The sequence below is a fragment of the Paenibacillus chitinolyticus genome, from assembly GCF_045038035.1.
Classification (GTDB): Bacteria; Bacillota; Bacilli; order Paenibacillales; family NBRC-103111; genus Paenibacillus_F; species Paenibacillus_F chitinolyticus_A.
Genome location: NZ_CP173427.1, coordinates 2,744,723 through 2,769,783, shown reverse-complemented (window position 1 = coordinate 2,769,783; position 25,061 = coordinate 2,744,723). Strand labels below are relative to the sequence as shown.

Here is a 25,061-nt window from a genome sequence, read left to right as displayed (position 1 = left end):
ATTTTATATCTGTAATTATTCAAGGCTTAATGTTGCCCGTTGTACTAACAAGGACAATACAGCTTGATCGGCAAAACCGGTCATAACGATGTAACTCGGATGCCGCTCCATCGCTTCCTCGGCAGTGAACATCGCCTGGTGGATAACGCGCGGCGAATCGTCGATGAAGCCATAGTTCGTCGCTTTTGAATCTTTCATTTTCTTCACTCTATTTAAAGACTTTACGAATCTATAATAACTTCGATTGTGTGAACCTGTCAAGAATATTCCGATTTGCAGTCTGAAACGGCTGGACGATAATCTGACCGTTGAGCCGAATCATATGGTCAAAGGAATGGATGCTTTTCAATGCGCCAGCTCGTTTTGTTCCTATTGAACCGCATTTCGTTATAAGGACAAGGAACTATCCGTTAGAGCCGATGTACACGCCAAGGCGGATATGAACCGTCTGTCACCGGTGATCAGGAAGACCCGGGAACGACTGGATCAGCTTCATGAGCAGGCAACCGACCTGATTGCCCGTACACATCCTGACGAAGATGTTACCGAACTAGTCCAGTCTGAGCTCGTATTCGATAAGGGCGCCGCCTTTCGGATAGGCTACGATGCAGGCGAGTCTCCCCGGTATCGTGATCACAGATGACGACGTGTTAATCCCCCTCCCTGCCGAATCAGCTGCGGCTCAAGCTTCCCATCACATCCGGCCGAATTTTCCGGGTGATCGAATCATGCATGGCCGTCCGCTGAAGATTATTCGGAGAACGAACCATTACCGGGCTTCCTTAAAAAATAAGTGAGCTGTTCGTTCATATATTCCGGGCTGCGGGCAAAGCCGTCTTCGCTCCATTGAAGGAGCAAGCCCATAATCGCGTTGGCCTGATAAGCAACCAGCAGGGAGAGATCTCTATCTCCCAAAGGATAAACCTGCGAGTTAGTCCGCATCAGGCTTTTTATTTTCTCTAACAAGGAATAATAGTAAGCCAGCGGCGACTTTTTCTCGAATACGATCTCGTAAAACGGCTGGAATTTCTTCACATGATGAAAGATACGAATCGTCGAAGGGTCGAGTTCGCTCGGGTTTACATGTACCACATGCCGGTAAGGCTCGTTATACGATTCCTCCAAATCTTGGAGCAAAAAATGGAGATGCTCATCGAACAAAGCCCCGATGTCTGTGTAATGCAAGTAGAAAGTCCCCCGGTTTACGGAAGCCTCGCGGCAGAGAGCGGACACGGTGATCGTTTCGAGCGATTCTGTTCTTAACAAGGCTAGGAGCGCTTGATGCAGCGCTTTCTTCGTCTTTATGACTCTTAAATCGGTTTCATTCATAGAAGTTGTTCTCCTTATAAAAAAAGCTGCAACCAGCCGGTCTGTTGAGCGGGTCCACCGCTTCAGGCGTTTTCAACTGTAATGTCAGCGGAATCGCTTTTCGTATCTATATGGATAATATATTCATTTCTTCTCGTGTCCAATCTAACAATAGCGGCGATACAATTCTCTTCGTCGTTCACCTCGTAACAAGGTATATGTGCTTTTTTTCTCTATGATGCCTTAATTATAAACGAAAAAAAGGTGCAGCCGACTCAATTTTCTTGAGCGACTGGACCTCTCCTCTCATGAGGTGAAACGCCAATATCTATTTATGATTTTGCGTAGGAGTACTCCAGCAATCGCCCAGACATGTGTGGCTCCAACTCTATTTATTTTAAAATTTTGAGTACATTAAAGCCCCTTTCTCCAGATTTGAGAAAAGAGCTTGTTAGCTGTTTCATTAACTAGGAGCGATGTAACTTCCCGTACTAACATTAAAGATCCTGTACCACTATGCGCGAGCCGTTTGCGGTTAATGATTAGATAAATCGGAAATAATTCACTCATACAGACAATAGGAGGAACTGCCTCATGAATTCCAATGATCGAACAACCGGGCAAAATGCCTATTTGAAAGAGCTGAGTGCCTTATTTATCCCTTTGGACGAAATGGAAACCCTCGACCGGATGGTTGAAGCCATTGGAGACGCAAATATTGTGCTGCTCGGCGAGGCGAGCCATGGAACATCGGATTTTTACAGGATCCGGGCCGAGCTTTCTAAGAGGCTGATTACAAGCAAGGGCTTCAATATCATCGCCGTCGAAGGAGACTGGCCCGCCGCTTACCGGATGAACCGGTATGTCAAAGGAATAGCAGGAGCCGATTCCTCGGCAGCCGATGCGCTCGGCGATTTTACCCGCTGGCCGACCTGGATGTGGGCGAATACGGAGATCCGTGATTTCGCGGATTGGCTGAAGGCGCATAATACGGCAAGTCACGGGGGCAGCAGCGAGCGGCAGAAGGTTGGATTTTACGGCATAGACATGTATTCGCTGTGGGAATCGATGGAGGCCATTATCGGCTATCTGGAAAAGACCCAGTCTCCACAGCTGGAACAGGCTCGCCGGACTTACGCCTGCTTCGATCCCTACAACAGGGACCATCAGTCGTATGGTATCGCGGCCGGCTTGCTCTCGGAGAGCTGTGAAGATGAAGTGGTTGAACTGCTGAAGCAGATGCAGAGCCGGCGCATGGCGCATCCGGACAGCGAGGAAGGATTGAATGCGGAGGTGAATATGCTGGTCACTTCCAGCTCGGAGGCCTATTATCGGACGATGGTCCGAGGCGGACCGCAGTCCTGGAATGTGCGGGACCGGCATATGGTTAAATCGCTGAAGCAAATTATGTCCTATTACGGGTCCTCCGCCAAAGCCATTGTCTGGGAGCATAATACGCATATCGGGGATGCTCGGGCGACGGATATGGCGCGGGAGGGCATGGTCAATGTGGGGCAACTGCTGCGGGAAGATCCGGAATACCGGGTGTTTGCCGTTGGCTTCGGCACCTATCAAGGCGAGGTGCTGGCCGGAAGCGCCTGGGGAGCTTCGGTGGAGAAAATGACCGTACCGCCCGGACAACCGGGAAGCTGGGAAGATTATATGCACCGGGCCGGGGGCGGACGGGACGGCATGGTCATACTCTCCGAGGCATCCTCCGTGCTCCAGACGATCATTGGCCACCGTGCTATCGGGGTGGTTTACGATCCGACTCACGAGCGATTCGGAAATTATGTACCTTCGAGCATGAAGGACCGTTATGATGCGTTTGTTCATCTCGACAGGACTACGGCTCTCCAGCCTTTGCCTATCCTTAAGCCGGTTGCGGAAGAAGTATAACTCAGCTGCAAGATTTCGTTCATTTCTTCCGCGAAATCTTGACTTTGGGATCATAGCTGCGGACGGACCAGCGATCCTTAATAACATTGAAAAACTGCTCCTCGATCGTTAGAGACGTGCTGGCGCTCTGCAACCTCCCCCTCCTCCTGATATGAGCTTGCGGTATCATAATCGCTCGCTCGAGCAGTCTAAACCCGCTTCGATGTGGAAGATCAAAGACTTGTACTGCCAGCGGCATGATCGGGAGCAGCAATGTCTGGCTCAATAACATTTCCAAAACTTCTAGCAACCATTCTTCATTACCAGGCTCAATATCAATGATTTCACCTGTATTTGTGTCTGTTAAAGGATGCCGCTTTTAAAATTCCGCTGAGGTCAAAAACCTGCCGTCCAGCCGCCGTCCGCGGCGATAACCGCGCCGTTCACGAAGCTCGATTCGTCGGAAGCGAGGAATAGCGCCACTTGCGCGATCTCTTCCGCTTGCCCGACACGAGGGATAACGCCTTGGGTTACTTTCGTTCGCGAAGCGCCGAACTCGTTCACGTTGGTGATCGTCGAAGCGATGTTCGTCATCGTAGCGCCCGGTGCGATCGCATTGCAGCGAATGCCTTTTTGCGCGTACATGAAAGCCGTGTTTTTGGTGAGGCCGATGACGGCATGTTTGGAAGCCGTATAAGCTGCGCCTGCATGCGCTCCGCTGAAACCGCCGGTCGAAGCCGTATTGATAATAACGCCTTTTCCTTTCTCCAGGAAGATCGGAATCGACTTACGGATCGCGCGCATAACGCCTTTCGTATTAATGTCGAAAATAAGATCCCATCTGTCGTCGTCTACATCGCCGACTGCCGCCATATTATCCATTATGCCGGCATTGTTGACCAATATATCGAGTGTTCCGTATTTATTGACGGCCGTATCGATCATCGCTTGAATATCGTTCAGCTCGGCAACGTTGGTTTTTACCGCCACCGCTTCGCCGCCGCCCGCTTGAATAGCTGCCGCCACCGCTTCCGCGCCTTCGATATTCAAATCGGAAACGACGACTTTAGCTCCTTCTTTCGCGTACAACTCCGTAATCGCCTTGCCCATGCCCGATGCGGCGCCGGTGACGACCGCAACTTTACCTTCCAGCCTCATGAGGAGTCCCTCCATAAAAGTTATTGAACAGGTGTTCATTTAAATTATAGAGATGCGGCAGAGGCTTTGTCAAATTACGATAACGGCAGGGATTACCGAACGATTCGTAAAGGCAGATGCGTCAAAGACTGACCGGGAGCGGAAGTCACAAGATTACGCTCCAGCTCAAACGAATCGACGGGTTCGATACGAGGGAATCTTTCCAGAAACCCCCTTAGCGCGATGTCCAATTCAAGCCTGGCAAGAGGCGCTCCCAGACAGAAGTGCGGACCGTTTCCGAAGGTTAAATGCTTCTTGTTATTGCTGCGGTGAATGTTCAGCTCGAACGGATTTTCAAACACACGTTCATCCAAGTTTGCCGCGCTCATCCAGGCAATGACGAGATCGCCCTTTTTCAATTCTACGCCCAGCAAATGGTTGTCCTGTTTAACCGTACGGTGCCGCTTGGAAATATGGAACCGGTAGCGAAGCATTTCCTCAACGGCTTTGGGGACGAGATCCAAGTCACTCCTAAGCTCCTCGTACAGCATCTTGTCATCATGAAGAAACGAATAAAAGGCGCTCGATATCGAGTGGCTTGTCGTTTCGATTCCCGCACCCAGCAGGAGCATGGTCGTCCGGACGACTTCATCCTCCGTAAACCGTTCGCCCTCCGACTCCACGTTCAACAAATCCGTAATAATATCTTCGCCGGGATCCGATCTCTTCTTCATTACTATCGGATACAAGAATTGATAATACTCCTTGGCTGCCGTCCGCTTTCTCTCCGCGCTCTCCCTTTCGTTCTCTTTGTTCACGGGCTGGAACAGAATGTCGACCCAATTTTTGAACCGGTGACTATCCTGCAGAGGAATCCCGAGCAAATCAGACATTACCATGGAAGGCAAAGGACCCGACAGCGACTGCACAATATCGACGGTAGAATGCGGCTCCATATTATCGAGCAGCAGCTGGACAATATGCCGGATGCGCGGCTCCCAGTTTTTTAAACTGCGGGGTGTAAAAGCGGCTGAAAGCAGCGAGCGATTTTTCTGATGTTGAGGCGGGTCGACACTCGAAATGTTGACTTTTGCCGGGATTGACCCTTCCTTGTTGTCCGCTCCGACCGCTATCGTTGTTCGCGTGCCTTCACTGGAGAAATATTCGGAGTTGCTGATTACCTGCTTGACGTCGTCATACCGAAACACATTCCACGTATCGGTACCTTCATGATAATAAACAGGGGCGTCGGACAGCATCCGCCGGTACCAATGGAGCGGGAAAAACTCTTCGGCTCTGGTTTTAAAACCGGTAATGTCCTGAATGGAAACCACTTCTTTATACATGGTAAGACGGCACCTCCATTTGTTTAGAGCTAAAACAATTAACTCTTGATTTCCATTTTATACGACTCGCCCCTATTTATATATGCATCTTAAGACCAAATAAAAAAGCCCCCGATAATAGGGACTAAGATTTATACAGCGTGACACGGCTTAGTCGAGGACGGCAGGCAGAATATGATCCTTAATCAGCGTCAACCTGTCACGGGGCTGAACGATAAATTCGGACACAATGGCCACGATCAGGTCTTTTTCCGGGATACAGCAAAGGACATTTCCGCCGTCGCCCAATGCCATGAATGCATGAACTCCGCCTTCTTCGCGCAGCCACCACAAATAACCGTAATGGTTATCGTTCATCGCAGTGGACTCCTTGACCCATTTCTCCGAAATAATCGGAGTTTGGTCCCAGAAGCCGCGGTTCAAATAAAGGAGACCGAAACGCGCCATATCGCGGGGAGTGAGCGTGAGTCCCCATCCTCCCGTGGAGTTGCCGCCGGGGTCTCTGACCCATCCCCTTACTTCAGCTCCGAATAAGTCCTCAAACCCGAATGACTTCATTTCATAATCCGGAATTTCTTGCATACCGATGGCGCTGAATAACCGTTCGTTGGCGAACTCCCGGGCACTTTTGCCTGTACTGCGGGTGATGATGCCGGAAAGCAGATGCGCCCCCGCGGTGGAATACTTAAACGTTCCGATTTCACCTTGTCGGCCCAGCATATCCAGCGTGTACTTCACCCAATCCGGCTGTATACACATCTTGTCGAGCGGTTCGTGCCAATCTTCAAACGGATAGGGAGCCGTCATCGTGAGAAGGTGGCGCAGCGTGATTTCACGTATCTGTCCGTCAGCGGCACCCGGAACATATTCGGGGAAAAAATCCAGCACCTTCTGGTCCGCATGTTTAATAAAGCCCGCATCGACGGCAATCCCGATCAGGGCGGACAGAACACTTTTCGTTACCGATGCCACATGGTGCGTATCATCCGGCCCGTACCCGTTGTTATAGCTCTCATAAGCAATACAACCTTTTCTTACAATGACCGTTCCGTTTATGTTGCCGTACCCGGATCGTATAACAGGTTCAAGCTCTGCAAGCTTTCGCGCATCCATTCCCAAAGCTTCCGGATCTCCGGATTGCCATTCTTTAGTCGGCCAATAGTTCCTCTGCATGATCGACGCCTCCTATGGATAATGTCAGTCTATAAGCCGTTTTTTTCTTACAGGAACATACACCTCGGTAACAATATCCCCCGAAACCCCGGCTTGATAGGGATCGGTTACATAGATTTCATACGGGGGTCTTACCCACTCATATCCTTCATTCTCTATCCACTCCGTGAGCCTGGCATAAACCGATCTCAATTCCGGGTAGGAACCTCTCCATACGGACTTGGCGCAGAGACCTCCCGGCAAATCCCGCGTTCCCTTTACGGACTCCGCTATCGGGATGGCGAACTCCGTATCATTGCCGGCGGGATCGTAATCCGGACTGTGATAAACAGTCATCGGCGTCCCCAGCATGGTGAGCTTTTCGGCGGCAATTTTCTCATATAGCCCGCTAAAATACTTCGCATAGCCCGAGGCAAAGTCATCTCCGCTTAACAAATGACGCGTATAAAGGATATTCACGGGCGGGGTTTCAACAAGCTGCACTTCTATTTGATCCAAGTGTGACATAATGGATATGCCCTTCTGAAAATGGAAGATGTCCGTACTTATTTGGTTCAGCGCGTATTCCAAAGCATTCAGCTTATTCTGAATTTCTTTCCTTTTGCGGCTAAGGGCGGAATAAAGCTTCTCTTCCGAACGATCCTCTTCCGTTTCAAGCAGCGCTTTGATGTCTTCGAGAGAAAAATGATAAGATTTCAAGCGGTTTATCAGGAGCATTTTTTTCAGCTGGCCGACGGAATAAAAACGATACCCGTTTTCGGGGTTAATCTCGTCCGGTTTAATTAATCCGATTTCATCGTAATATCGAAGCGTTTTTGTGGACACTTCGCATATTTTCGAGAATTCTCCAATCGATAGCAAGAGATCGCCTCCATTCTTCTTGTTTTTAAGAGCTATGCGGGGTATGTATCGCGCCTTTGTACGTGACAATTCGTCTTTCCTCGGGCGAAGTTCGTTCAACTTCACTGTACAGCTTCCCCTAAGGGGAAAGTCAACTGCCGGATCGGAGGTCTTTTTCTCCTGGAGGGAACGTTTGCAGTCCCCTCAGCGGACACGCGGCAAAAAAATAAATGTGACCATATTCTGACCTGGGCCGTCTAACTAGTATAAATATAAGCCTACAAGAAAGAGGAGTGTGGAAAGTGGAGTTAACGAAATTTGCGGTTGAAGCGATAGCCGGCGACCGTGAAGCTTTTGTCAGCCTTGTCAGACACTCGGAGGACTCTTTACACCATATGGCCAAATCCATTTTGGGAAAAGACGAGGATGTCGCCGATGCGCTGCAGGAAACCGTACTTAAGGCGTATAAAGCGATTCCTTCCCTGCGCGAGCCGAAATTTTTTAAAACCTGGATGTTCCGGATTCTGATAAATGAATGTCATACGATTCTTGCAAACAGGTCCCGTGCCGTAGCTTACTCGGAAGTCCCAGCAGCCTCTTCCTTCTCCGATGATTACGATAAAGTGGATCTGAGAGAAGCGGTAGACCGGTTGGATGAGAACCAGCGTATCGTCGTCATTCTTCATTATTTTGAAGATTTGCCCCTGCGCCAGGTGGCAAGCGCCCTAAACATTTCGGAGAGTGCCGTCAAGATGCGCCTTTCCAGAGCGCGCGATACCCTGCTGAAACATTTTAAAATCCTTCGTGAAGGGAAGATGAATTATGGATCAATTTGACCTTACGGACGAATTAAAAAAACTGAAAGAAGTGAAATCCGCAAATATGGCTATTTCATCGCTTGTCCGCTCGCGCCTGGATGAAACCTATGCTTCACTCCCGGATAGGGCTGCCACTCGCAAAAATAAACCGAAGTCTCGCCTGCGCCGGATCACCTCTGTCACTTCAGCCGCGGTTATCCTCGGTACGACGCTCTTCGCTTCCGGCTTCGTGTCTCCGGTAATGGCCAATTCGATCAAGAGTATTCCTTTAATCGGAAGCCTCTTCAGCTCTATTGAAGCCGATATCGGACTTCGCAACGCCGGCGACCTCGGACTTGCTTCACCCGTGAACAACAAGGTGTTTTACAAGGATGTTAAGCTTGAAGTAACCGAGACGGTCTTCGACGGAAGCCGGGCCGCCTTCTTGCTGAGGGTGACGGCTCCAAATCTGCGGGATGGCAAGTACGATAACGGAAAAAGAACCGTGAATCTTAATAACGCGATCGACAACGTCTTTTTCAGCGTAGACGGTAAACGGCAGGGCACTCCGGGTTCTATTCTGAAAGGCGGTTTCTTTACGGGGGCCGGAGAAGCAAATCCGAACATGCTCATCTTTGAAGAAGTGCTGGACACGTCCGGCGCCCGCTCTGTTCCCGATTCGTTCAATGCCGAAGTAACGCTCGTCTTGGACGGGATTGATCACGAGTTTAAACTCGATGTCCCTTTCCGCAAGTCCACGGATCATATCGTTAACAGGCATCCGGATGCCGCCGTTACCAAGGACGAGCTTACTTTCTCGGTAACCGCTCTTCAAGCGACGCCTTTGACGACCCGCATCTATTCGTCCGTGACATTGGATAAAGTCACCGCGCTGAACCTGAATGAAGAAAACAGATTGCGCCGAATCGGCATAGCGGTATTCGACGATCAAGGCCGGCAACTGCCCCGTTTGAACGGAGATGGCGTATATGAAGGGAATCGTCTGAACTTTGACAACCGGTACGCCACAACACCGGGAAAGATCGACTATTTAGTTTTAAAACCTTTTGTGATCAAGGATGACTTCACGGAGAACGTGCACGAGGATCAGTACATCAAAGGGCTTGAAATGAAAATCGATATGCATGCCGCCAATTGAACGGGGGAGATTCGAGACTGATGTCTATCCAATTTACGATTGAGTCCTATTTCATCCTGATACCGCTATTCTTGATTTTTCTGGTCACTTTGTTCGGGACTTCAACGTTTAAAAAACGTAAGTTTACAGCTCTACAATGCATCTTGCTGATCTCATTTTGCATCTATATATTGGCAGTCATCCATTTGGTCTTTTTTCCGATTGACGTCAATCTCGGGCTGTATGCCAATCAGACGCCCTGGTATAAAACGATTAACTTTATTCCGCTTCTGACACTTGACATAAAGACATTTGTCCTGAACATCCTTATGCTCGTACCGCTGGGTATTTACCTGCCTCTCATGAACCCTAAATACGGCACCTTTACGAAAGCGGCGAAACTGGCTCTGGTTGTAAGTCTCTCCATAGAATTATTACAGTTGATCATTCGGATCACTCTGGGCAACGGAAGGAGCACGGATATTAATGACATTTTGGCCAACACGCTCGGGGGAGCGCTTGGCTTTCTTCTCTACAGCATGCTGATGCGATCGGCCGCTATCCAGCGTCTGGCGGACAGATTCAGGCTTTAAAACATAGGAAGCATTTCCTATAAGACACTGAGCATCATGTTAAAAGAAATGGAAGCGGACGGACTTACCGTGCGCGAGGAATTTCCCCAAGTGCCTCCAAAAGTCGAATATTCCTTATCGGAACGCGGCTTATCTCTCCTTCCCTTATTAAATATGATGTGCGAGTGGGGAGAAAACAACTTGCCGGTTCCACAGACCGGGAAGCGGTAAGGTCCGCTGTTTCGAACGAAATCAAAAGAAGTATTTCCTTATCAGGAAATACTTCTTTTTTCACGTCTTTTAAAGCAGCCTGTTACAAATGATCAATAAAACTCACATAATCTTGTGCACTTTTAGTACAGGTACTTACCTAAAGGTAAGTGTGAGAGAAGCTCGATTTGTCCGCTTTCTTGTTAAACCAAAAAAAACTCCTACCCGTCTTTTTGAAGACCGGAAGAGTTTTTTGGGGTGACTCGTTCCTTTACGGGCAAAGTCGTCCTCATGAATGCTGAAAATGTTACGGCGTAGGCGTTCCGCCGTTGGCGTTAAGAGTTTCTCCGCTGATATAGCTGGATTCCTGACTCGCCAAAAATACAAAGGCCGGAGCCATTTCGGCGGGCTGTCCGGGTCGGCCAAGCGGCGTATTCGCGCCGAATTGCGCCAGCTTCTCGGTCGGCTGCCCTCCCGCTACCTGCAGGGGGGTCCATACGGGACCCGGGGCCACCACATTTACCCGGATGCCCTTGCCCGCTACCTGCTGTGCGAGCGCTTTGCTGAAGGTATTGATCGCCGATTTCGTAGTCGCATAATCCAAAAGGATCGGCGACGGTTTATACGCTTGAATGGAAGAAGTATTGATAATGGAGCTGCCCGGCTTCATGTGCCCGATCGCAGCTTTGCAGAGCCAGAACAGAGAATAGACGTTGGTCTTGAAAGTGGCGTCGAATTGTTCGGTCGTCAGATCCGCAATATTCTCCACGTACTGCTGCTTGCCTGCCACGTTGGCAAGAATATCGATTCCGCCCAGTTTATCCACCGCTGTCGCAATCAGCTGCGCGCAGTAATGCTCGTCCTTCAGATCGCCCGGAAAAGCAACGGCTTTCCGGCCCGCTTCTTCGATCAATTTGACGACTTCCTGCGCATCCGCCTCTTCCTCCGGCAAGTAAGACAGAACCACATCCGCACCTTCGCGGGCAAAAGCAATCGCCGCCGCGCGTCCGATTCCGCTGTCGGCTCCCGTGACTACCGCTTTGCGGCCGGTTAATCGCCCGCTGCCGCGATAGCTGGTCTCCCCTGCGTCGGGTACGGGAGTCATTTTGTTCTGAAGCCCCGGTTCAGGCTGTGTCTGCTTCCAATCGGGTGCCGCCTTCGGATATTGGGTAGTTGGATCCTGCACGGTATTCTGGTCTTGTTCCGGCATAGTGAAGTCCTCCTCTGGGTTGTCTCTGTATTCGTTCGACAGTTGACTGAAAAGTGTTTAACACTTCTCTTTGTAACCAAGATGGAGGACATTTAAACGATAGGCAGCCAACCGGTCCCGTTCCAGCCGCTTAGGACTGAACCATGAATTCGATAACCGGATAGGAAATCACATGGCGGTCCCGGTATGTAAGGTGAACGAGATCTTCTCTCGAACTCATAATGCCATGCTGTAAAACGGCGGATTTAAACCCGCGTTCAATCGCTCCATTGTACGTAAATAAGACGCAATTCCCGGCGTCATAGCCCGCTACCACGACAAGGCCGATCTGACGATCGAGCAAAATTTGTTCCAAATCCGTCTGCCAGAAAGCGTTGGAGAAAGTCTTCTTCACCAGGAGGTCATCTTGCTCCACTTGAATCTCCGGTATAAAATCAAGACGTTCCGGACTAACCGTCCCGGCCCCTTCCACATCCTGGATATGAATGACTTGATGTCCGCCGGAACGCAAAATTCGAGCCGTATGATTTATATACTCGCTTGCGGCTGCGACCGGAAGACCCTGCAGAAATTCAATTTGCATATCGACGATTAAAAGTGCAATTTTCACCGTTTCACTTCCTCGCATTCATTTTACATTCGTTTTGTTCAATTAGGGTCGGTAGAGAAGCAATCCAGATGGTTGTGAAGCAGGGAAACGAGATCACGGCTGTCCTCATATTCCAGCCACTCCTCCAGGGAGACACGCAGCGCTGCCATATAGACGGCTACCAGGAAGCGTATCTCGTTGCGGTCCCTGGCCGGTTCGAGGCGGGAGCAAACCGCTTCGCAAATGGCCGGCTCCGTTTCCAGCAGCGCATACAGAAACAAGGAAGCGATGGACGGGGTCTGCATGGCAATCTGATGACGGATATACAGGTTGGACCGCTGCTCCTGATACCTGCCAGCCAGATACCCGAAGACTTCCCGCAGCGCAGTGTGCGGCGATGCCGAAGACGCAGCGTGCACGAGCGTACGGATACCATCGCTCTGTATCGTATGAATGAGCCCGGAAAGGACCTCTTCCTTGGACGCAAAATAGCGAAAAAAAGTGCGCGGAGACATCGTCACCGCGTCAGCTATGTCCTGGATGGAGGTCTGCTCATAGCCTTTTTGCCGAAAGAGCCGTAGTGCCGCTTCTTCAATGGCCGCTTGCGCCTGACGTTTCTTGCGTTCCCGCAAGTTTTCCGGCTGCGTGTCTCCGTTTGGCAGAAATTTTATGGTATTCATCACATTTCTTCCTTCATTGACATTTGTCATTCAGTGACATTATACTCTTTGGAAAGGGATTTCACAATGTAAGACAGCGAGAAAAAGCGCATCGATTCCTCCGTTGACACTTTGTCCGGTCGAGATTCCGCGCTTTTCGGTTTATTATCGTGGTTCCTTTATACAGGCATTTTGACTTGGAGGTTCGGTTTCTTTTAAAAAAGTAAAAAGCTCAAGCGAAGGGATGGTATTTATGAACAATTCGGATCCAAATGTTCCAAAGAAGTCGGCACTCAGCTTGTTTAGCGGCGAAAGCGATGAAAGCCCTTTTACGATATTTGCGCAAATGCGGGCAATGGGATCCGTTATTTCTGTCCCGTTCCCGATGGCGGGGGCGGATAAGCAGGCCTGGATGGTGACGCGTATGGAAGAGGCGATGCGTGTACTCAAGGATCATACCCGCTTTACGGTCGATCCGAGTACTATCGACGGACACGGCGATATCAGGCAAACTTTAGCCGGCGGCAATCCGGACCCGTCCGCTCCTCCTACCTTCTTTACCGGAAGTTCCATGCTTTCTGTCGATGAACCCGATCACCGCAGACTGCGCGGCCTCGTTTCCAAAGTCTTCACGCCAAGATACATGGAAGGCTTACGTCCCCGCGTGCAGCAAATTGCGGACGAATTACTCGACCGGGTGCAGGATCAAGGCGAGATGGACCTCGTCAAAGACTATGCCTATCCTTTGCCGATCAACGTCATCTCCGATATGCTCGGAGTGCCGGAAGCTGACCGGGAGCAAATCCATGTCTGGTCCGCGGCCATCGCGCACGGCCTGGGGCTCGGAAGACGGGAGCCGGGTATCGATGAACATCTGCGAGCCTTCGGCGAATATACCGCGCAGCTTGTGGCCGACAAACGCCGCCGTCCTGCCGATGACTTGATCAGCCGGCTGATCGAGATGGAATCGGAGGGAGACCGGCTCAGCGAAGCGGAGCTGCTCTCGATGATCACGTTATTGATCTTTGCCGGGCATGAGACAACCTCGAATCTGATCGCCACCGGAGCCTTCACCCTGCTGGATCATCCCGAGCAGCTCGAGAAACTCAAATCCGATCTTAGCCTGGTTCCTTCCGCCGTCGAAGAGCTGCTGCGCTTCAATGGTCCTGCCACTATAGCCGGACCGCGTTTTGCAACGGAAGATCTCGAGCTTGCCGGACAGGCGATCAAGAAGGGCGATATCGTCATTCCCGTGTTGAAATCAGCGAACCGCGATGAAAATCAGTTTACGCAGCCGGAAGAACTCGACATTACGCGTACAATCCATCGTCATCTCGCCTTCGGACAAGGCATCCATATGTGCTTGGGGGCTCCGCTTGCCCGTGTGGAAGGTGACATTGCTTTTACTACCCTGCTAAGGCGCTTGCCTAATCTGCGGCTCAACGTCCCGCGGGAGAGCGTCGCCTGGAGTTTCACGCTGAGCTCACAGGGAATAACCTCCCTTCCCGTCGCTTTTTGACAATACAATGATTGCACGAATGGTAGGGACGGCGGAGTCTGGCCTTGGCTGACGCGGAATTTTACAGCTTCTCCTACCCTGCTCCGCCTCGGTGATTTGCCCGAAATACAGCATGCTGCCGGTTAGACGGAAAAGGATAGATGTTCTTGTCCGGTGCCTAAGACAAGAACATCTATCCTTGTTATCAACAGACTGCGCTCTAAGCAGATCTAACTATGCGTGCTGCCCTGAAGGGCCCTTCATTTTTTAGGGAATTATCCTTTAGTCTGCATTTGAATGTGCCGGGCAACCCGTTCTCCCAGTTCCGCCGAGGCCTGGTACAGATAGCTCAAGACCGTACTTTGCGTTCCATGGGATATACCGGCAAGATCGGCAGAGAGGTTATCCACCAGATGCTCTTGCTGCACAGGAGGCAGAGCGCGATAATACTGGCCGGCCTGTGTAAAATTATCCGGTTCGGACAGATCGGTCCGCACGAGACGGCCTTCAACATATCTGCCGCTGCCGCTGGTCACAAGGGAATCGGGCGACCAATTTTGTTGATGATTGACAGGGATTTTGCGGAAATCCGTCCCCAACCGCCGGCGCTGAGAATCCCAGTAAATGTTGGCGCGTCCTTGCAGCAATTTATCGTCCGATAACTCGGCTCCATCCAAGAGATTGGACGGCGAGAAAGCTATTTTCTCCACCTGATCCATATAGTTGTCCGGATTGCGGTTCAGTATCAGCCGGCCTACCGGCAGCAAAGGATATTGTCTCTCGTCCCAGACCTTGGTATCATCCAGCGGATCGAAAGGAAGAAGGGCCTCGTCGTCCGGGTTCATTAGCTGTACATGCAGCCCGTATTCAACGGTGCTCCCCGCTGCCAGAGTATCGAATAAATCTTGGCCTGCAAGATCCGGATTCTCGCTCAATCGGGCCGCTTCGTGACGGTCGATAACCTGCACGCCGGCAAACGGGATCCAGTGGTATTTTACATAGGTGCGGACGCCCTGCGCGTTTCTCCACACATAGGTGTTCACACTATGACCCGGGATATGGCGGAAGCTTTTGACCGTGCCCGCGTCCGAGTAGAGCCGGACCAGAAAATGAGTGGATTCGGGCGCACGGGCAACGAAGCTCCACATCCGTTCCGGATCGATCAGGTTGTTTACCGGCGAGGGCAGAAAGGCTTGAACGAACTCCGGAAAACGAATGGCATCCCGTACGGAAAATACGGGGATATGATTGCAGAGCAAATCAAAAACTCCTTGTTCCGTGTAAAATTTGGTGGAGAAACCGCGCACATTGCGGGAAGTATCCGGGGTGCCTTTATTGCTTACGGCGAGGGAAAACCTTACGGTAACGGGAACCTGCTGGCCGGGGTTTTGTAAAAAGCAGAGCTTGGTGTAGGCCGCCATGGAATGGACGGTTTGAAAGTAACCAAAGGCACCATTGCCTTTCACGTGCACCGGCCTTTCGATAATTTTTGTATGTACAAAGGTTTCCAGTGTTTCGTGTAAAATATTGTCCTGTTCAAGTACCGGGCCTCTTTCGCCTATCGTCTGTGAATGGAATGCTGCCGGTATGTTCCCCGCCCCTTCCGCAGGAGTGTGACTTCTAGGAGCATGCTCTTTGGGTACATGCTGCGCCGAAGATCTTTGCGGAGAACCGCTGCGTGGCGATGTTGCGTCTGATTGAAACCGTCCGTTGTTTCCTTCCATAATCATTGTCCCTCCCACACGTCCATTTTCCGGATACCTTATTGTATATGTGGGGCTCTGGAACATTTATACCCCTGTACCATCTGTCCGGGAACGACAATGTCTTCATCTGCTACATACGTCACGCGTACTGCTCAGGAAATGCCCGAAGACGGCTATCGATAAAGAGGATCACTCCGGGGAGTGATCCTCTTCTCTCATTTATGGATTTTAAAAATGACTGGCCGCGTGACCGACAGGCTGTTCTACTGAATCGATGCCAGGTGCTCGCCCAGACGATCCCATGTTTCGGTGATGCCTTGCAGCATGCCCATATCCAGGACCTGCTTCAAGTCCTCGGCCGTTGCATATTCGCCTCTGCTGACGACTTTGGTGCCGCCTTCAACTTCGATGAACGTCAGCGTGCAAATCGTAGCCGGCATCGTTTCCGCGATGCTGCCTTCCGCGTCGGAGAAATAGTCCGTGTACACGATCTTCTCCGGTGCTTGGATCTCGCTGTATACCGCTTTGCCCCACGATTCCATGCCGTAGAATCCGCCCTGATTTTTGTCCTCACATTTCATGCAATAATGCCAAACGCCGCCGACACGGAAATCCACATTGCATACCGGTATGCTCCAGCCTCTCGGACCCCACCAGCGCTTCAGATGCTCGGCCTGGGAGAAGGCCTCGAACACCAGCTCGCGGGGAGACTTGAATACGCGCTCCAGCGTCAGGGTCTTGTCTTCCACCTTGGAAGTGATTGAATTTGTCATTGTAAATTCCTCCTCAATAATTGGGTTCTCTTCGGTCAGTCTTGCCGATCTTCCCCGGTTTCCCGGCCCTGCAGCTTCTGTAGATAGTCGTCCAGACGGTCGAATCGTTCCTCCCAGATGACACGGTAGCTCTCCAGCCATTCATCCAGCTCCCGGAAAGGGTCCGGCTGAAGGCTGTAGATTCGCCGATTCGCATCCGCCTGTGCCTTAACAAGGCCCGCTTCGCTCAGAACACGCAAATGCTTCGATGCCTGGGGCTGGCGCATCTGCAACCGCTCCGCGATTTCCCCTACCGTAAGCGGACACTCCCGCAGCAGCTCCAAAATCAACAGCCGGTTCGGCTCGGCAAGAGCACTCATGACGCGAGCGTCCATGGTCATCATCCATTCTCTGCCGGTCTTACAGGTAAGTGTCCGGAGTCGTTGTTCGGTTTACTTTTCTTGCTGAAATCAATATACCATATAGGGAATATTCCTGTAAAGGAATATTTGTGGCGGAGTCATCGTTCCTGCCGGTTGACCGCCTCTATCATCGTTACGATTCGTAAAACCTGAAGTCCTTTTTTATACGAATATCGGTATGTATCCCCAAAATCAGGTTCCATTATAACGATTCGTTTGATTTGATCTCTTTATGATTACGAATAGTTCCCTGTTGCCGGTCACGTGCTATAATTTATTCGAGGAGGTTAGGTTACAGATGGACTCTATCGACATAAAAATCATCCGGCTGCTTGAAGAGGACGGGAGACTGTCCCATGAAGAGATAAGCAAATCGCTTCACATTTCCCGTCCGGCGGTTCATCAGCGGGTCTCGAAGCTTGAAAAAAACGGAATTATCAAAGGATATCGCGGCATCGTAGATTGGAGTCAATTGGAACAAAAAATCAAAGCTTATATTTACGTCAAAATCAAATGCCTGAATTTCAAAGAAATTTCGGATAAAATCGTGGCTCTCCAGGTCAGGGATGTTACTATCCTGGAATGTCAACGGCTCGCGGGAGAATGGTGCATGATGCTTAAAGTGCGGGTATCCACCCCCGAGCATATTACCAATTTAATCGATGAGATGGTTAAGATTCACGAGGTTCAGGAAACTTCCACGACTTTCATTTTGTCTACCGTGTATGAGAACGGGCGGAAAGAAAATTAAGTCCGCACTATCGCAGTCTTCTGTCGGACAGGAAAGGAGCAAGAATATGAAACAGCCTGCGGCCACAAATCTTACTCAGGCGGGAACATCCAAATTTATGATCATTGCAGCCGCATTGATGTCGGTTTACTTGTTCTGGGGAGGGACCTACCTCGGGATGAAAGTCGCCATTGAAACGATTCCGCCTTTTACGATGGGAGGAGTTCGTTTTCTCAGCGCCGGATTAATCTTGTACGTGCTGGCAAGATTAACAGGGGCACAACGTCCCATTGTCACAGAATGGAAAAGCGCGGGAATTACAGGCGCCTTGCTGCTGCTGGGCGGAAACGGGGTCGTGGCTTGGGCCGAACAGCGTGTCCCCTCCGCCATTGCTTCTCTGCTGGTTGCTACCGTTCCTTTATGGATGCTCGTATTCGGTTGGATAGGCCGCAGCCGAAATAAGCCCTCGGCAGGTATCGTGACGGGCCTGTTACTTGGTTTTGCGGGAATTGTCATTCTGGTCGTCCATCCCGGTTCATCTTCCGGCGGAAGTCTGGATATGGCGGGGATCGTCTCTCTCCTTCTCGCTTCCGTCTCCTGGTCAATCGGTTCTTTGTATTCCCGCAAAGCCAAGCTTCCCGAATCGCCGCTGCTGTCTACCGCCCTCCAAATGATCATCGGAGGAGCTTTGCTTTTAATCGCTGCGCTTGTCCTGGGTGAATGGTCCGGATTGCAGCCGAGTGCAATCACCCTTCGTTCTTATGCAGCCCTTGGATATTTAATCGCATTCGGCTCTATCGTCAGTTATACGGCCTACATCTGGCTGTTAAAACATGCGGAACCCGTGCTGGTTTCCACCTATGCCTTCGTCAATCCCGTCGTTGCCGTATTTCTGGGCTGGTTCCTGGCCGGTGAGCAGTTGTCCCCCAATTCGCTGACGGCCGCTGTCTTCATTATAGCTGCCGTTGTCGTGATTACGGTTTCCCGAAAACGCCATACATAAGGTTAAGATTTATAAAACGACAGACCTACCGGATTGGGGTCGTCGTTTTTATTTTTTATACTAGATCTTATCCATTTCTCTTGCCGGTAGATGATAGTCCAATCAATCGCTAGTACTCGTTCATATCTTACAGAAATCTACCAAAAGGAGAGGAATATGTATGCCATTTTCAACAGGTACAATTACCAATACGAGAGACGTAGGTACCGCATCTTCTAACATTGTGATGAACGTCAGGAATTTGGATACCACTAATCCGGTAACCGTTACGGTGCATATATTCGCATCTGTAGATTCTACTACTTTCTATACGGCCTATCTGGTCACGTATGTGGTTCCTGCAAACTCTTACAATGTCAGAGAATTTTTTATCGCCGGAAACGTCGCTTATGAAGTTCAAATTAACACGGTTTCTGTTGAAACACCCAATGCGTTACTTTCCGTTTTCGGCATTGATGGATCTGGTAACCTTGTCACGGATCAACGCATTCTACAATCCGAATTATCCGTTATTTCGTCACTTAGTCCGATCATGTAAATAAGACTTGTTTTTCCCTGATCCGTTCTTGTGAACTTCATGATTATATTCTTCACATTCATTTGTGAAGGATGTACATAAGAAGAAATGCGTAACCTGTCCCGCAAAGTTCAGCCCAATGCGGTTCACTTAATCGGAAGTGATTTTATTGCCCGAAATCCAGTGATTAGTCGCAAAGAGGATCAGCGCAATCCAAACAAGCGTTACGAGTGTATGCTCCATTGCTCTTGGAGGTATCGATTGCCATTACAATTATTCCGGATGCTTAGAAGGCTAAGATGCTGAACGAGCTTGCCTTCATCCTCTCTGCTCTTCCGGTCCCTAGGCGGGCCGCGTTATAGCCGCATGTGCCGATGGAAATCCCGAACAGGTTCCTTACAATCTCGGTACTCAGTTTGGCGAAAAGTTTTTACGTCTGACGCTGTAGCGTCTCATCGAGCTGGGAACACCTTTAATCTCAAGAATACCGTCATAAATCAACTGCCTCAACCGATATTCAAAATAGGCGTCTCCGATATATTGCTCACAACAGCCCATCGCTTCTCCTATTAGACGAGCCGCTTTCAGATAACGAGGATCGGAGGCAGATCTTAGCTTGTCCAACATTTCCAGCAAGTACCTGTCATAATAATCATCCGGCACCTCGGCCACCGCCGCATCACGCCAAATTCGAAATGTTCCGCTTTGCTTCGAGATTGTTTGCCATTCCCGCTCCAACCGTCTCTTATCCGCATCGCTCAGATAGCTGTTATCCTTCGTGCGGACAAGCGCCGCCTGCAGGCTGTCTGACGGAATTTCTCCCGAGTACCTAAAGCTGTAGGTAACATCCGGACGATTAACAAGCTCCTCACAGATTCTGCACGCATCGTATACCGCTAAAGAATTGGACCGCCCGCTCAGCAAACGGATCGCGTACAGCATTCCCGTCTGCTCGCATGCGTTGCGGCTGGCCCAGACGATAACCTTCGCCTGTTCCGGAATTTTGTTGACCCTTTCCAGTAGATGATCGTAATCTTCTTCAGGGTCATCGCAGACTTCAAAGAATTCCGTTATATGGTCCTGAAACCAGTCCCGCCTTGCTTTCCGTCCTTCGTAAGAGTCCAAGTCGCGAACCGGTCCAATGGCGTAGTTCTCGCTCAGCGTAATCACCTTATGTGTGCCCGACCAGTGGAGCTGCTTCAGAGCCGCTTTCATAAGGCCCGCAAAAGAACAGCCTACAACAAAATGGACATGAGTACAGGTCGGAACCGGGTCCCAAGCTGCCTTTTTTTCTGCCGATTCGATTAATTCGTCGTACAGCTCAATGAGATCGGAAACCGCTGTTTCCAGCGGCGCTTCCCGTTCTTTCAGCTTCCTGATTTGTTCCAAAGCAAATCCCAGATAAATTTTCGCGCCGTATTTCCCCAAACTATCGATTGCCCTCGCGATCCCCGGTGTATTTCTCATTTCTCCCCCCTCTTTTCCTTTACAAGCTTCTCAATCTAAAACTTACAGCCTTTTACGCGGTTCTAGAATAACTTTAACAAGACCGACAAAATCACAGCAACTAGAGGACCAATCACCGCAAACCCGATAAAAACAGCTAAAAGTTTATAAGGGGTGGATAATCCTTTTGTTGCGATTAAATGATCGACCTTTTCGTTTAAGTTCCTCAGTTCTTTTAATATCTCTTTATTGGTCTCCTCATTCATAATACGTCGCCTCTTTTCTATATAACCAAGGAATAACTCGCTCACTTATTTTACCATAACAGGGATTTTAGTCGCCTGTATCTGGATTTGAATTGTACGATGCCGTGAAGGAAGAGAGGTAGGCTTAGTTAGAACCCCTTGGCAGAATTAACAGAAATCCAAGTGCGATGATGATCATAAACAAGTACCGCTCGAAATTTTCAGCGGAAATACGCTTATTCAAGAGGACGCCAAGTCCGGTAGCCGCAAGTATAGCGGGCAAAGAGTACGCATACAAAACCAACGCGTCAATCGTCCATAATCCGCCGAGTGCGTGTCCTGTCACTACGAGTAAACCGGATATAAGAAAATGTGCTTGCAGCGTTCCCCGGAAACGATCCGGATTCCAGCGCCGCAAGGTACCGTAAACAACGACCGGTACACCGTTAAAATTATAGGCGCTGCCAAGAACTCCGGAAGCAAACCCAAACGGCAAAACCCATCCTCGGTTGTGCAGCAGCGGCCGACCGATTTTCCGGGAGAGTAACTTCTTCAGTAAGGAATAGCAGCCGAAAATGATTAAGAAAATACCGAGTGCGGAAGTAATCACGATAGCAGGAACAAGATGAAGCATAATAAGCCCGAAAGGAATACCGATTACAGTGGAAACGGCCAATCGAATCAGGACAGGACGTTCAACATGGCGCCAGCCGCTAAACACGGTCAGCAAAGCAACGGTCAGTCCCGCCAAACCGATCAAGGGAACCGACGTTTGCAGAGGCACAGGCAGCAGAGCAAGCAAAGGCATGCTCACGATCGCCTCCCCAAAGCCGAACATAGATTTCATGAAGGCGCCGACAAAAACCGCAGCGACCACCAGCAGGATCAGAGAGATAGTCATTGCTCCCTCCCATCGGCTAAATAAGAACGCCTGTTCAACGATTGTGCATCAACATTAAAATAAGGCAAAGAACCCCTCCTTTTTGTGCAGGTCTATATAATAGCATACGTTTTCTATGTATAAAACACATGTTTTGACCGGTTTCACGCGCCGTTTAAGCGGTTTTCACAGTATCCAACAAGATCCTATACACAAAATTTTTATTTGGTATTTAAACATGTTTTCAGCTGTTCTGATAAGGCATGAATTTATCGAGTTTTCCATTTGTCTTGTACTTATGTCTCTGGTATGCACGCGCACCACCCATTTCTCCGGCGGGCTCCCAATCTTTGCGGTTCTCATCGCGATAATCGCATGTTTCAACCTGATCGCTCAGCATACTGTTCGATGATTTCCGCCAAGAGGCTGTATCGGCGTGGCCAGAGACGGCGGGCTGATGGATCGAATCACAGAAAACCGGCGTCAGCCCTGAACAGCCTTTTAACCTTTAAAAAGAGGGGCTAATATGCTAGCATGGGTTAATAGTCCGCGCTGTATGTCAAAGGAGGAATTTCATTGAAGGATTTCAACAAATCCGAACGGAAGGCAGCTTCCATAAAAGCGGTTCTGTTTGATATGGACGGTGTCCTTATAGACAGCGAACCGATATATTTTGATATTGAACGCAGTTCGTTCAACCATTTCGGCGTGCCCGTGAGCGAAGAAGACCATCATAGTTTTGTGGGGGTAACGCTGGAATCCATGTGGGAGCAAATACTGGACAAGCACCGGATTCCGTTTGCGCTGGGACAGGTGTTAACATATCACAAGGACAATGTGATGACTATTTTGTCCGGACATACGGAGCTTACGGCCATGCCTCAAGTGGAGCGCTGGTTAAGCTGGCTTAAAGAAAAGCAGATTCCGGTAGCTGTCGCCTCCTCTTCCCCCCGGCCGCTTATTGAGCTGATTATGGACAAGACCGGCCTCGGGCCCTATTTCGACGTACGAGTCAGCGGAGAGGAAGTCAAGCACGGGAAACCGGCGCCGGACATTTTTCTTCATGCGGCCGGCTTGCTGGGAGTAGAGCCCTCTTCCTGTCTCGTCATCGAAGATTCGCGCAACGGCGTCAAGGCCGCGAAAAGCGCCGGCATGCGATGCATCGGACTTCAAAATCCCGGTTCGGGCAATCAGGATCTTTCGCTCGCCGATCACCGGGTAAGAAGTTTTGAAGAGCTCTGGGCTTTAAAAGATTCTCTGCCTTTTGCCCCATTTTCTTCGTAAACTTACCACTTACAAAAGACGAAAAGAGCCTGCCTTCTAATGAAGACAAGCTCTTTTCTCATTCCCACCAACCCGGCGGGCTTCCCGCAATCGTATGATTCAGTCTACTCTTCCTGCACATCCGCGCCTAATTCACTCGCAACTTCAATGACTAAGGGAATGACGACTTTATTCGTACCGGATACGTAGAGGTCGCCATCATAATGCCTGAACGGAATCTGGGTATCCTCGTCGTAGCTCCAAATGAAAAAATCTCCCTCAATAGACATGCTGGTAGAACCTTTCACCGTAAAAACGGATGTATAAGTAAAATCAGCTTTGGACGAGAAAATCTGTTTGCACTCCTCCAAAGAGATGGTTTTAGCGGAATTGCCGTTTTCCTGGAACGCTCTTGTAATTCGATAACGCTGGCTCATTGAAAAGCCTCCCTATTTTTTAGTACATCTATTATAGCTCAGGAATGCATAAGGACAAAATGATCATCCTGTGAAAGTTGTGTTGTTCTTCCAGGCATTCTTCCTCGCCGTTAAGAAGGCATTCAATTTTTCCGAGAACAAGAGCATGGCTGCGGCGGAAAGTACAATATAGAACGGGAAAACCCCGATGCCGACAAAAGAGGCCAGAAAACCAAGCAGAGGAGGCATAAATGTACTGCCCACATAGGCTACGGCCATTTGATACCCCATAATCGACTGGGAGTGCTTCCGGCCGAAACGCACGGGCGTTTCATGAAGCATGCACGGATAGATAGGCGCCAGGCCCAATCCCGTTATCATAAAACCCGCAAGCGAGAAAACTGGCGGCAATGGCAGAATCAGCAAGGCCGCACCGGCGAGAGCGGTGATTTGGCCGCACCGGATAAGGGTTCGATTAGACACTTTGAACGTAATAAACCCCGTAACCATTCTGCCGACTGTAATTCCCGCATAATAAAGGGACACCCACTGCGCCCCAACCGCGGCCGGCACTTCTTTCATATTCACCAGAAAGCTGCTTCCCCACAGCCCGATTGTCGCTTCCGCTCCGGAATAAAACAAGAAGGTGGCCAAAGCCAGCTTAATGCCCCTAACTTGTAAAGGCTTTATGGAGTTCTCGGAACTTTCGGAATGAGCATCTCCTGCCCCGTGCAGGTCTTCCTTTTCTTCACCTAAAGCCGCATGGTTATTCTTTGCAACCCGGTTCCATAAGGGCAGAGTGACGAACAGAAGGATCACCAGGGCGAACTGAATCCCGGCAACCGTCAGGTATCCATCCCTCCAGGAGTCCGGTCCTGAAATAAATTGCGCCATAATAATCGGCCCGAGCGTAGCTCCCACTCCCCAGAAGCAATGAAGCCAACTCATATGATGCGCTTTGTAATGTGCGGCAACATAATTGTTCAGGCCCGCATCTACGGCGCCTCCGCCCAACCCAAGGGGGATGGCGCAGATTATTAACCAGACAAGCGACGGGGCTGCAGCGAAGCCGAGCAGTGCACCGGCCGTCATGATGCAGCTGATGAGGGTGAGTTTCCCCGTTCCGAACCATTTAAGCAGGGTTCCGCTTGCCATACTGGAAACAATCGTGCCCGCTGTGACGGTCATAAACAGCAAACCGGCGGTTTCAAGGGGCACGCCAAGATCCGTCTGCATAACGGGCCAGGCCGATCCCAGCAAGGAATCAGGCAGTCCCAAGCTGATAAATGCCATATAAATAATCAATAAAAAGAAAGTAGCCATAGG

General features: G+C 50.0%; 26 protein-coding genes and 1 pseudogene. 10 read left to right on the top strand and 17 right to left on the bottom strand.

The annotated features are described in order from the left end of the window. Window positions 1-15 precede the first annotated feature (15 nt). Window positions 16-198 (bottom strand): hypothetical protein, encoded by a 183-nt coding sequence (locus tag ACI48J_RS12575; protein ID WP_405083013.1) that lies wholly within the window; start codon window positions 196-198, stop codon window positions 16-18. A gap of 552 nt (window positions 199-750) precedes the next feature. Beyond that, window positions 751-1,329 carry a TetR/AcrR family transcriptional regulator gene (locus tag ACI48J_RS12570; RefSeq protein WP_405083012.1) on the bottom strand — a complete coding sequence of 193 codons (579 nt, stop codon included), beginning with the start codon at window positions 1,327-1,329 and terminating at the stop codon, window positions 751-753. Window positions 1,330-1,902: 573 nt separating this feature from the next. On the opposite strand from ACI48J_RS12570, the gene ACI48J_RS12565 reads away from it, so the two are divergent. Next, window positions 1,903-3,207: an erythromycin esterase family protein gene (locus ACI48J_RS12565; RefSeq protein WP_405083011.1), complete on the top strand. Its 1,305-nt coding sequence runs from the start codon at window positions 1,903-1,905 to the stop codon at window positions 3,205-3,207. A gap of 375 nt (window positions 3,208-3,582) precedes the next feature. Here ACI48J_RS12565 and ACI48J_RS12560 read toward each other — a convergent pair whose 3' ends face one another. From ACI48J_RS12560 to ACI48J_RS12545, 4 genes are all read right to left on the bottom strand, one after another. Beyond that, window positions 3,583-4,344, bottom strand: coding sequence for an SDR family oxidoreductase (locus ACI48J_RS12560; protein ID WP_405083010.1), 762 nt, complete (start codon window positions 4,342-4,344; stop codon window positions 3,583-3,585). A gap of 92 nt (window positions 4,345-4,436) precedes the next feature. Continuing rightward, window positions 4,437-5,669: a cytochrome P450 gene (locus tag ACI48J_RS12555; RefSeq protein WP_405083009.1), complete on the bottom strand. Its 1,233-nt coding sequence runs from the start codon at window positions 5,667-5,669 to the stop codon at window positions 4,437-4,439. Between the two features lie 150 nt (window positions 5,670-5,819). Continuing rightward, complete coding sequence (locus tag ACI48J_RS12550; protein ID WP_405083008.1) at window positions 5,820-6,842, bottom strand: serine hydrolase domain-containing protein; 1,023 nt, start codon at window positions 6,840-6,842, stop codon at window positions 5,820-5,822. A 24-nt stretch (window positions 6,843-6,866) separates the two neighbouring features. Then, complete coding sequence (locus ACI48J_RS12545) at window positions 6,867-7,703, bottom strand: MerR family transcriptional regulator (RefSeq protein ID WP_405083007.1); 837 nt, start codon at window positions 7,701-7,703, stop codon at window positions 6,867-6,869. 281 nt (window positions 7,704-7,984) lie between these two features. Between ACI48J_RS12545 and ACI48J_RS12540 the strand changes: the two genes are divergently transcribed. From ACI48J_RS12540 to ACI48J_RS12525, 4 genes and pseudogenes are all read left to right on the top strand, one after another. After that, window positions 7,985-8,518 carry an RNA polymerase sigma factor gene (locus tag ACI48J_RS12540; RefSeq protein ID WP_405083006.1) on the top strand — a complete coding sequence of 178 codons (534 nt, stop codon included), beginning with the start codon at window positions 7,985-7,987 and terminating at the stop codon, window positions 8,516-8,518. Further along, entirely contained in the window at window positions 8,505-9,638 is a 1,134-nt protein-coding gene (locus ACI48J_RS12535) for a DUF4179 domain-containing protein (RefSeq protein WP_405083005.1), read from the top strand. The genes ACI48J_RS12540 and ACI48J_RS12535 overlap by 14 nt, the downstream gene beginning before the upstream one ends. A gap of 185 nt (window positions 9,639-9,823) precedes the next feature. Next, entirely contained in the window at window positions 9,824-10,210 is a 387-nt protein-coding gene (locus tag ACI48J_RS12530) for a VanZ family protein (RefSeq protein WP_405083004.1), read from the top strand. Then, a pseudogene (locus tag ACI48J_RS12525) lies at window positions 10,211-10,420 on the top strand (winged helix-turn-helix transcriptional regulator); the annotation flags it as partial. 286 nt (window positions 10,421-10,706) lie between these two features. On the opposite strand, the gene ACI48J_RS12520 reads toward ACI48J_RS12525, so the two are convergent. The 3 genes from ACI48J_RS12520 to ACI48J_RS12510 all read right to left on the bottom strand — a co-directional run bounded on the left by ACI48J_RS12520 (window position 10,707) and on the right by ACI48J_RS12510 (window position 12,878). After that, window positions 10,707-11,609: an SDR family oxidoreductase gene (locus ACI48J_RS12520; RefSeq protein WP_326050184.1), complete on the bottom strand. Its 903-nt coding sequence runs from the start codon at window positions 11,607-11,609 to the stop codon at window positions 10,707-10,709. Window positions 11,610-11,739: 130 nt separating this feature from the next. After that, the gene (locus tag ACI48J_RS12515; RefSeq protein ID WP_326050185.1) at window positions 11,740-12,219 is read right to left on the bottom strand and encodes an isochorismatase family cysteine hydrolase; all 480 of its coding nucleotides are present in this window, start codon (window positions 12,217-12,219) and stop codon (window positions 11,740-11,742) included. Window positions 12,220-12,257: 38 nt separating this feature from the next. Next, window positions 12,258-12,878 carry a TetR/AcrR family transcriptional regulator gene (locus ACI48J_RS12510; RefSeq protein ID WP_405083003.1) on the bottom strand — a complete coding sequence of 207 codons (621 nt, stop codon included), beginning with the start codon at window positions 12,876-12,878 and terminating at the stop codon, window positions 12,258-12,260. A 232-nt stretch (window positions 12,879-13,110) separates the two neighbouring features. Between ACI48J_RS12510 and ACI48J_RS12505 the strand changes: the two genes are divergently transcribed. After that, window positions 13,111-14,376 carry a cytochrome P450 gene (locus ACI48J_RS12505; protein ID WP_405083002.1) on the top strand — a complete coding sequence of 422 codons (1,266 nt, stop codon included), beginning with the start codon at window positions 13,111-13,113 and terminating at the stop codon, window positions 14,374-14,376. Window positions 14,377-14,630: 254 nt separating this feature from the next. Here the strand turns inward: ACI48J_RS12505 and ACI48J_RS12500 are convergent, their stop codons facing one another. From ACI48J_RS12500 to ACI48J_RS12490, 3 genes are all read right to left on the bottom strand, one after another. Next, window positions 14,631-16,085 carry a catalase gene (locus tag ACI48J_RS12500; RefSeq protein WP_405083001.1) on the bottom strand — a complete coding sequence of 485 codons (1,455 nt, stop codon included), beginning with the start codon at window positions 16,083-16,085 and terminating at the stop codon, window positions 14,631-14,633. A 239-nt stretch (window positions 16,086-16,324) separates the two neighbouring features. Beyond that, complete coding sequence (locus tag ACI48J_RS12495) at window positions 16,325-16,834, bottom strand: SRPBCC domain-containing protein (RefSeq protein ID WP_405083000.1); 510 nt, start codon at window positions 16,832-16,834, stop codon at window positions 16,325-16,327. 35 nt (window positions 16,835-16,869) lie between these two features. Next, a complete protein-coding gene (locus ACI48J_RS12490) occupies window positions 16,870-17,208 on the bottom strand; it encodes a helix-turn-helix transcriptional regulator (RefSeq protein WP_009676488.1) in 339 nt (112 codons plus the stop codon). A 325-nt stretch (window positions 17,209-17,533) separates the two neighbouring features. Here ACI48J_RS12490 and ACI48J_RS12485 point away from each other — a divergent pair, with 325 nt between their 5' ends. From ACI48J_RS12485 to ACI48J_RS12475, 3 genes are all read left to right on the top strand, one after another. Next, window positions 17,534-17,986, top strand: coding sequence for an Lrp/AsnC family transcriptional regulator (locus tag ACI48J_RS12485; protein ID WP_326050193.1), 453 nt, complete (start codon window positions 17,534-17,536; stop codon window positions 17,984-17,986). 46 nt (window positions 17,987-18,032) lie between these two features. Then, window positions 18,033-18,968 (top strand): EamA family transporter, encoded by a 936-nt coding sequence (locus ACI48J_RS12480; RefSeq protein ID WP_405082999.1) that lies wholly within the window; start codon window positions 18,033-18,035, stop codon window positions 18,966-18,968. A 160-nt stretch (window positions 18,969-19,128) separates the two neighbouring features. Next, window positions 19,129-19,506 (top strand): hypothetical protein, encoded by a 378-nt coding sequence (locus ACI48J_RS12475; RefSeq protein WP_405082998.1) that lies wholly within the window; start codon window positions 19,129-19,131, stop codon window positions 19,504-19,506. Between the two features lie 390 nt (window positions 19,507-19,896). Here the strand turns inward: ACI48J_RS12475 and ACI48J_RS12470 are convergent, their stop codons facing one another. The 3 genes from ACI48J_RS12470 to ACI48J_RS12460 form a co-directional block, all read right to left on the bottom strand. Next, window positions 19,897-20,952: a DUF1835 domain-containing protein gene (locus ACI48J_RS12470; RefSeq protein WP_405082997.1), complete on the bottom strand. Its 1,056-nt coding sequence runs from the start codon at window positions 20,950-20,952 to the stop codon at window positions 19,897-19,899. A gap of 62 nt (window positions 20,953-21,014) precedes the next feature. Further along, a complete protein-coding gene (locus ACI48J_RS12465) occupies window positions 21,015-21,197 on the bottom strand; it encodes a hypothetical protein (RefSeq protein ID WP_326050205.1) in 183 nt (60 codons plus the stop codon). A gap of 124 nt (window positions 21,198-21,321) precedes the next feature. Then, window positions 21,322-22,077 (bottom strand): sulfite exporter TauE/SafE family protein, encoded by a 756-nt coding sequence (locus tag ACI48J_RS12460; RefSeq protein WP_405082996.1) that lies wholly within the window; start codon window positions 22,075-22,077, stop codon window positions 21,322-21,324. Window positions 22,078-22,632: 555 nt separating this feature from the next. Here ACI48J_RS12460 and ACI48J_RS12455 point away from each other — a divergent pair. After that, window positions 22,633-23,340, top strand: a complete 708-nt coding sequence (locus tag ACI48J_RS12455) for an HAD family hydrolase (protein WP_405082995.1) — start codon at window positions 22,633-22,635, stop codon at window positions 23,338-23,340. A 104-nt stretch (window positions 23,341-23,444) separates the two neighbouring features. Here ACI48J_RS12455 and ACI48J_RS12450 read toward each other — a convergent pair whose 3' ends face one another. Further along, a complete protein-coding gene (locus ACI48J_RS12450; RefSeq protein WP_326050209.1) occupies window positions 23,445-23,756 on the bottom strand; it encodes a hypothetical protein in 312 nt (103 codons plus the stop codon). Between the two features lie 63 nt (window positions 23,757-23,819). Then, the gene (locus tag ACI48J_RS12445) at window positions 23,820-25,058 is read right to left on the bottom strand and encodes an MFS transporter (RefSeq protein WP_405082994.1); all 1,239 of its coding nucleotides are present in this window, start codon (window positions 25,056-25,058) and stop codon (window positions 23,820-23,822) included. Between the last annotated feature and the right edge of the window lie 3 nt (window positions 25,059-25,061).

What these genes read in the sequence shown, in the direction of transcription:
- ACI48J_RS12575 (WP_405083013.1), bottom strand. Translation starts at nt 198, where the DNA reads ATGAAAGATTCAAAAGCGACGAACTATGGCTTCATCGACGATTCGCCG.
- ACI48J_RS12570 (WP_405083012.1), bottom strand. Translation starts at nt 1,329, where the DNA reads ATGAATGAAACCGATTTAAGAGTCATAAAGACGAAGAAAGCGCTGCAT.
- ACI48J_RS12565 (WP_405083011.1), top strand. Translation starts at nt 1,903, where the DNA reads ATGAATTCCAATGATCGAACAACCGGGCAAAATGCCTATTTGAAAGAG.
- ACI48J_RS12560 (WP_405083010.1), bottom strand. Translation starts at nt 4,344, where the DNA reads ATGAGGCTGGAAGGTAAAGTTGCGGTCGTCACCGGCGCCGCATCGGGC.
- ACI48J_RS12555 (WP_405083009.1), bottom strand. Translation starts at nt 5,669, where the DNA reads ATGTATAAAGAAGTGGTTTCCATTCAGGACATTACCGGTTTTAAAACC.
- ACI48J_RS12550 (WP_405083008.1), bottom strand. Translation starts at nt 6,842, where the DNA reads ATGCAGAGGAACTATTGGCCGACTAAAGAATGGCAATCCGGAGATCCG.
- ACI48J_RS12535 (WP_405083005.1), top strand. Translation starts at nt 8,505, where the DNA reads ATGGATCAATTTGACCTTACGGACGAATTAAAAAAACTGAAAGAAGTG.
- ACI48J_RS12520 (WP_326050184.1), bottom strand. Translation starts at nt 11,609, where the DNA reads ATGCCGGAACAAGACCAGAATACCGTGCAGGATCCAACTACCCAATAT.
- ACI48J_RS12510 (WP_405083003.1), bottom strand. Translation starts at nt 12,878, where the DNA reads ATGAATACCATAAAATTTCTGCCAAACGGAGACACGCAGCCGGAAAAC.
- ACI48J_RS12505 (WP_405083002.1), top strand. Translation starts at nt 13,111, where the DNA reads ATGAACAATTCGGATCCAAATGTTCCAAAGAAGTCGGCACTCAGCTTG.
- ACI48J_RS12500 (WP_405083001.1), bottom strand. Translation starts at nt 16,085, where the DNA reads ATGATTATGGAAGGAAACAACGGACGGTTTCAATCAGACGCAACATCG.
- ACI48J_RS12495 (WP_405083000.1), bottom strand. Translation starts at nt 16,834, where the DNA reads ATGACAAATTCAATCACTTCCAAGGTGGAAGACAAGACCCTGACGCTG.
- ACI48J_RS12490 (WP_009676488.1), bottom strand. Translation starts at nt 17,208, where the DNA reads ATGGACGCTCGCGTCATGAGTGCTCTTGCCGAGCCGAACCGGCTGTTG.
- ACI48J_RS12485 (WP_326050193.1), top strand. Translation starts at nt 17,534, where the DNA reads ATGGACTCTATCGACATAAAAATCATCCGGCTGCTTGAAGAGGACGGG.
- ACI48J_RS12480 (WP_405082999.1), top strand. Translation starts at nt 18,033, where the DNA reads ATGAAACAGCCTGCGGCCACAAATCTTACTCAGGCGGGAACATCCAAA.
- ACI48J_RS12475 (WP_405082998.1), top strand. Translation starts at nt 19,129, where the DNA reads ATGCCATTTTCAACAGGTACAATTACCAATACGAGAGACGTAGGTACC.
- ACI48J_RS12470 (WP_405082997.1), bottom strand. Translation starts at nt 20,952, where the DNA reads ATGAGAAATACACCGGGGATCGCGAGGGCAATCGATAGTTTGGGGAAA.
- ACI48J_RS12465 (WP_326050205.1), bottom strand. Translation starts at nt 21,197, where the DNA reads ATGAATGAGGAGACCAATAAAGAGATATTAAAAGAACTGAGGAACTTA.
- ACI48J_RS12460 (WP_405082996.1), bottom strand. Translation starts at nt 22,077, where the DNA reads ATGACTATCTCTCTGATCCTGCTGGTGGTCGCTGCGGTTTTTGTCGGC.
- ACI48J_RS12450 (WP_326050209.1), bottom strand. Translation starts at nt 23,756, where the DNA reads ATGAGCCAGCGTTATCGAATTACAAGAGCGTTCCAGGAAAACGGCAAT.
- ACI48J_RS12445 (WP_405082994.1), bottom strand. Translation starts at nt 25,058, where the DNA reads ATGGCTACTTTCTTTTTATTGATTATTTATATGGCATTTATCAGCTTG.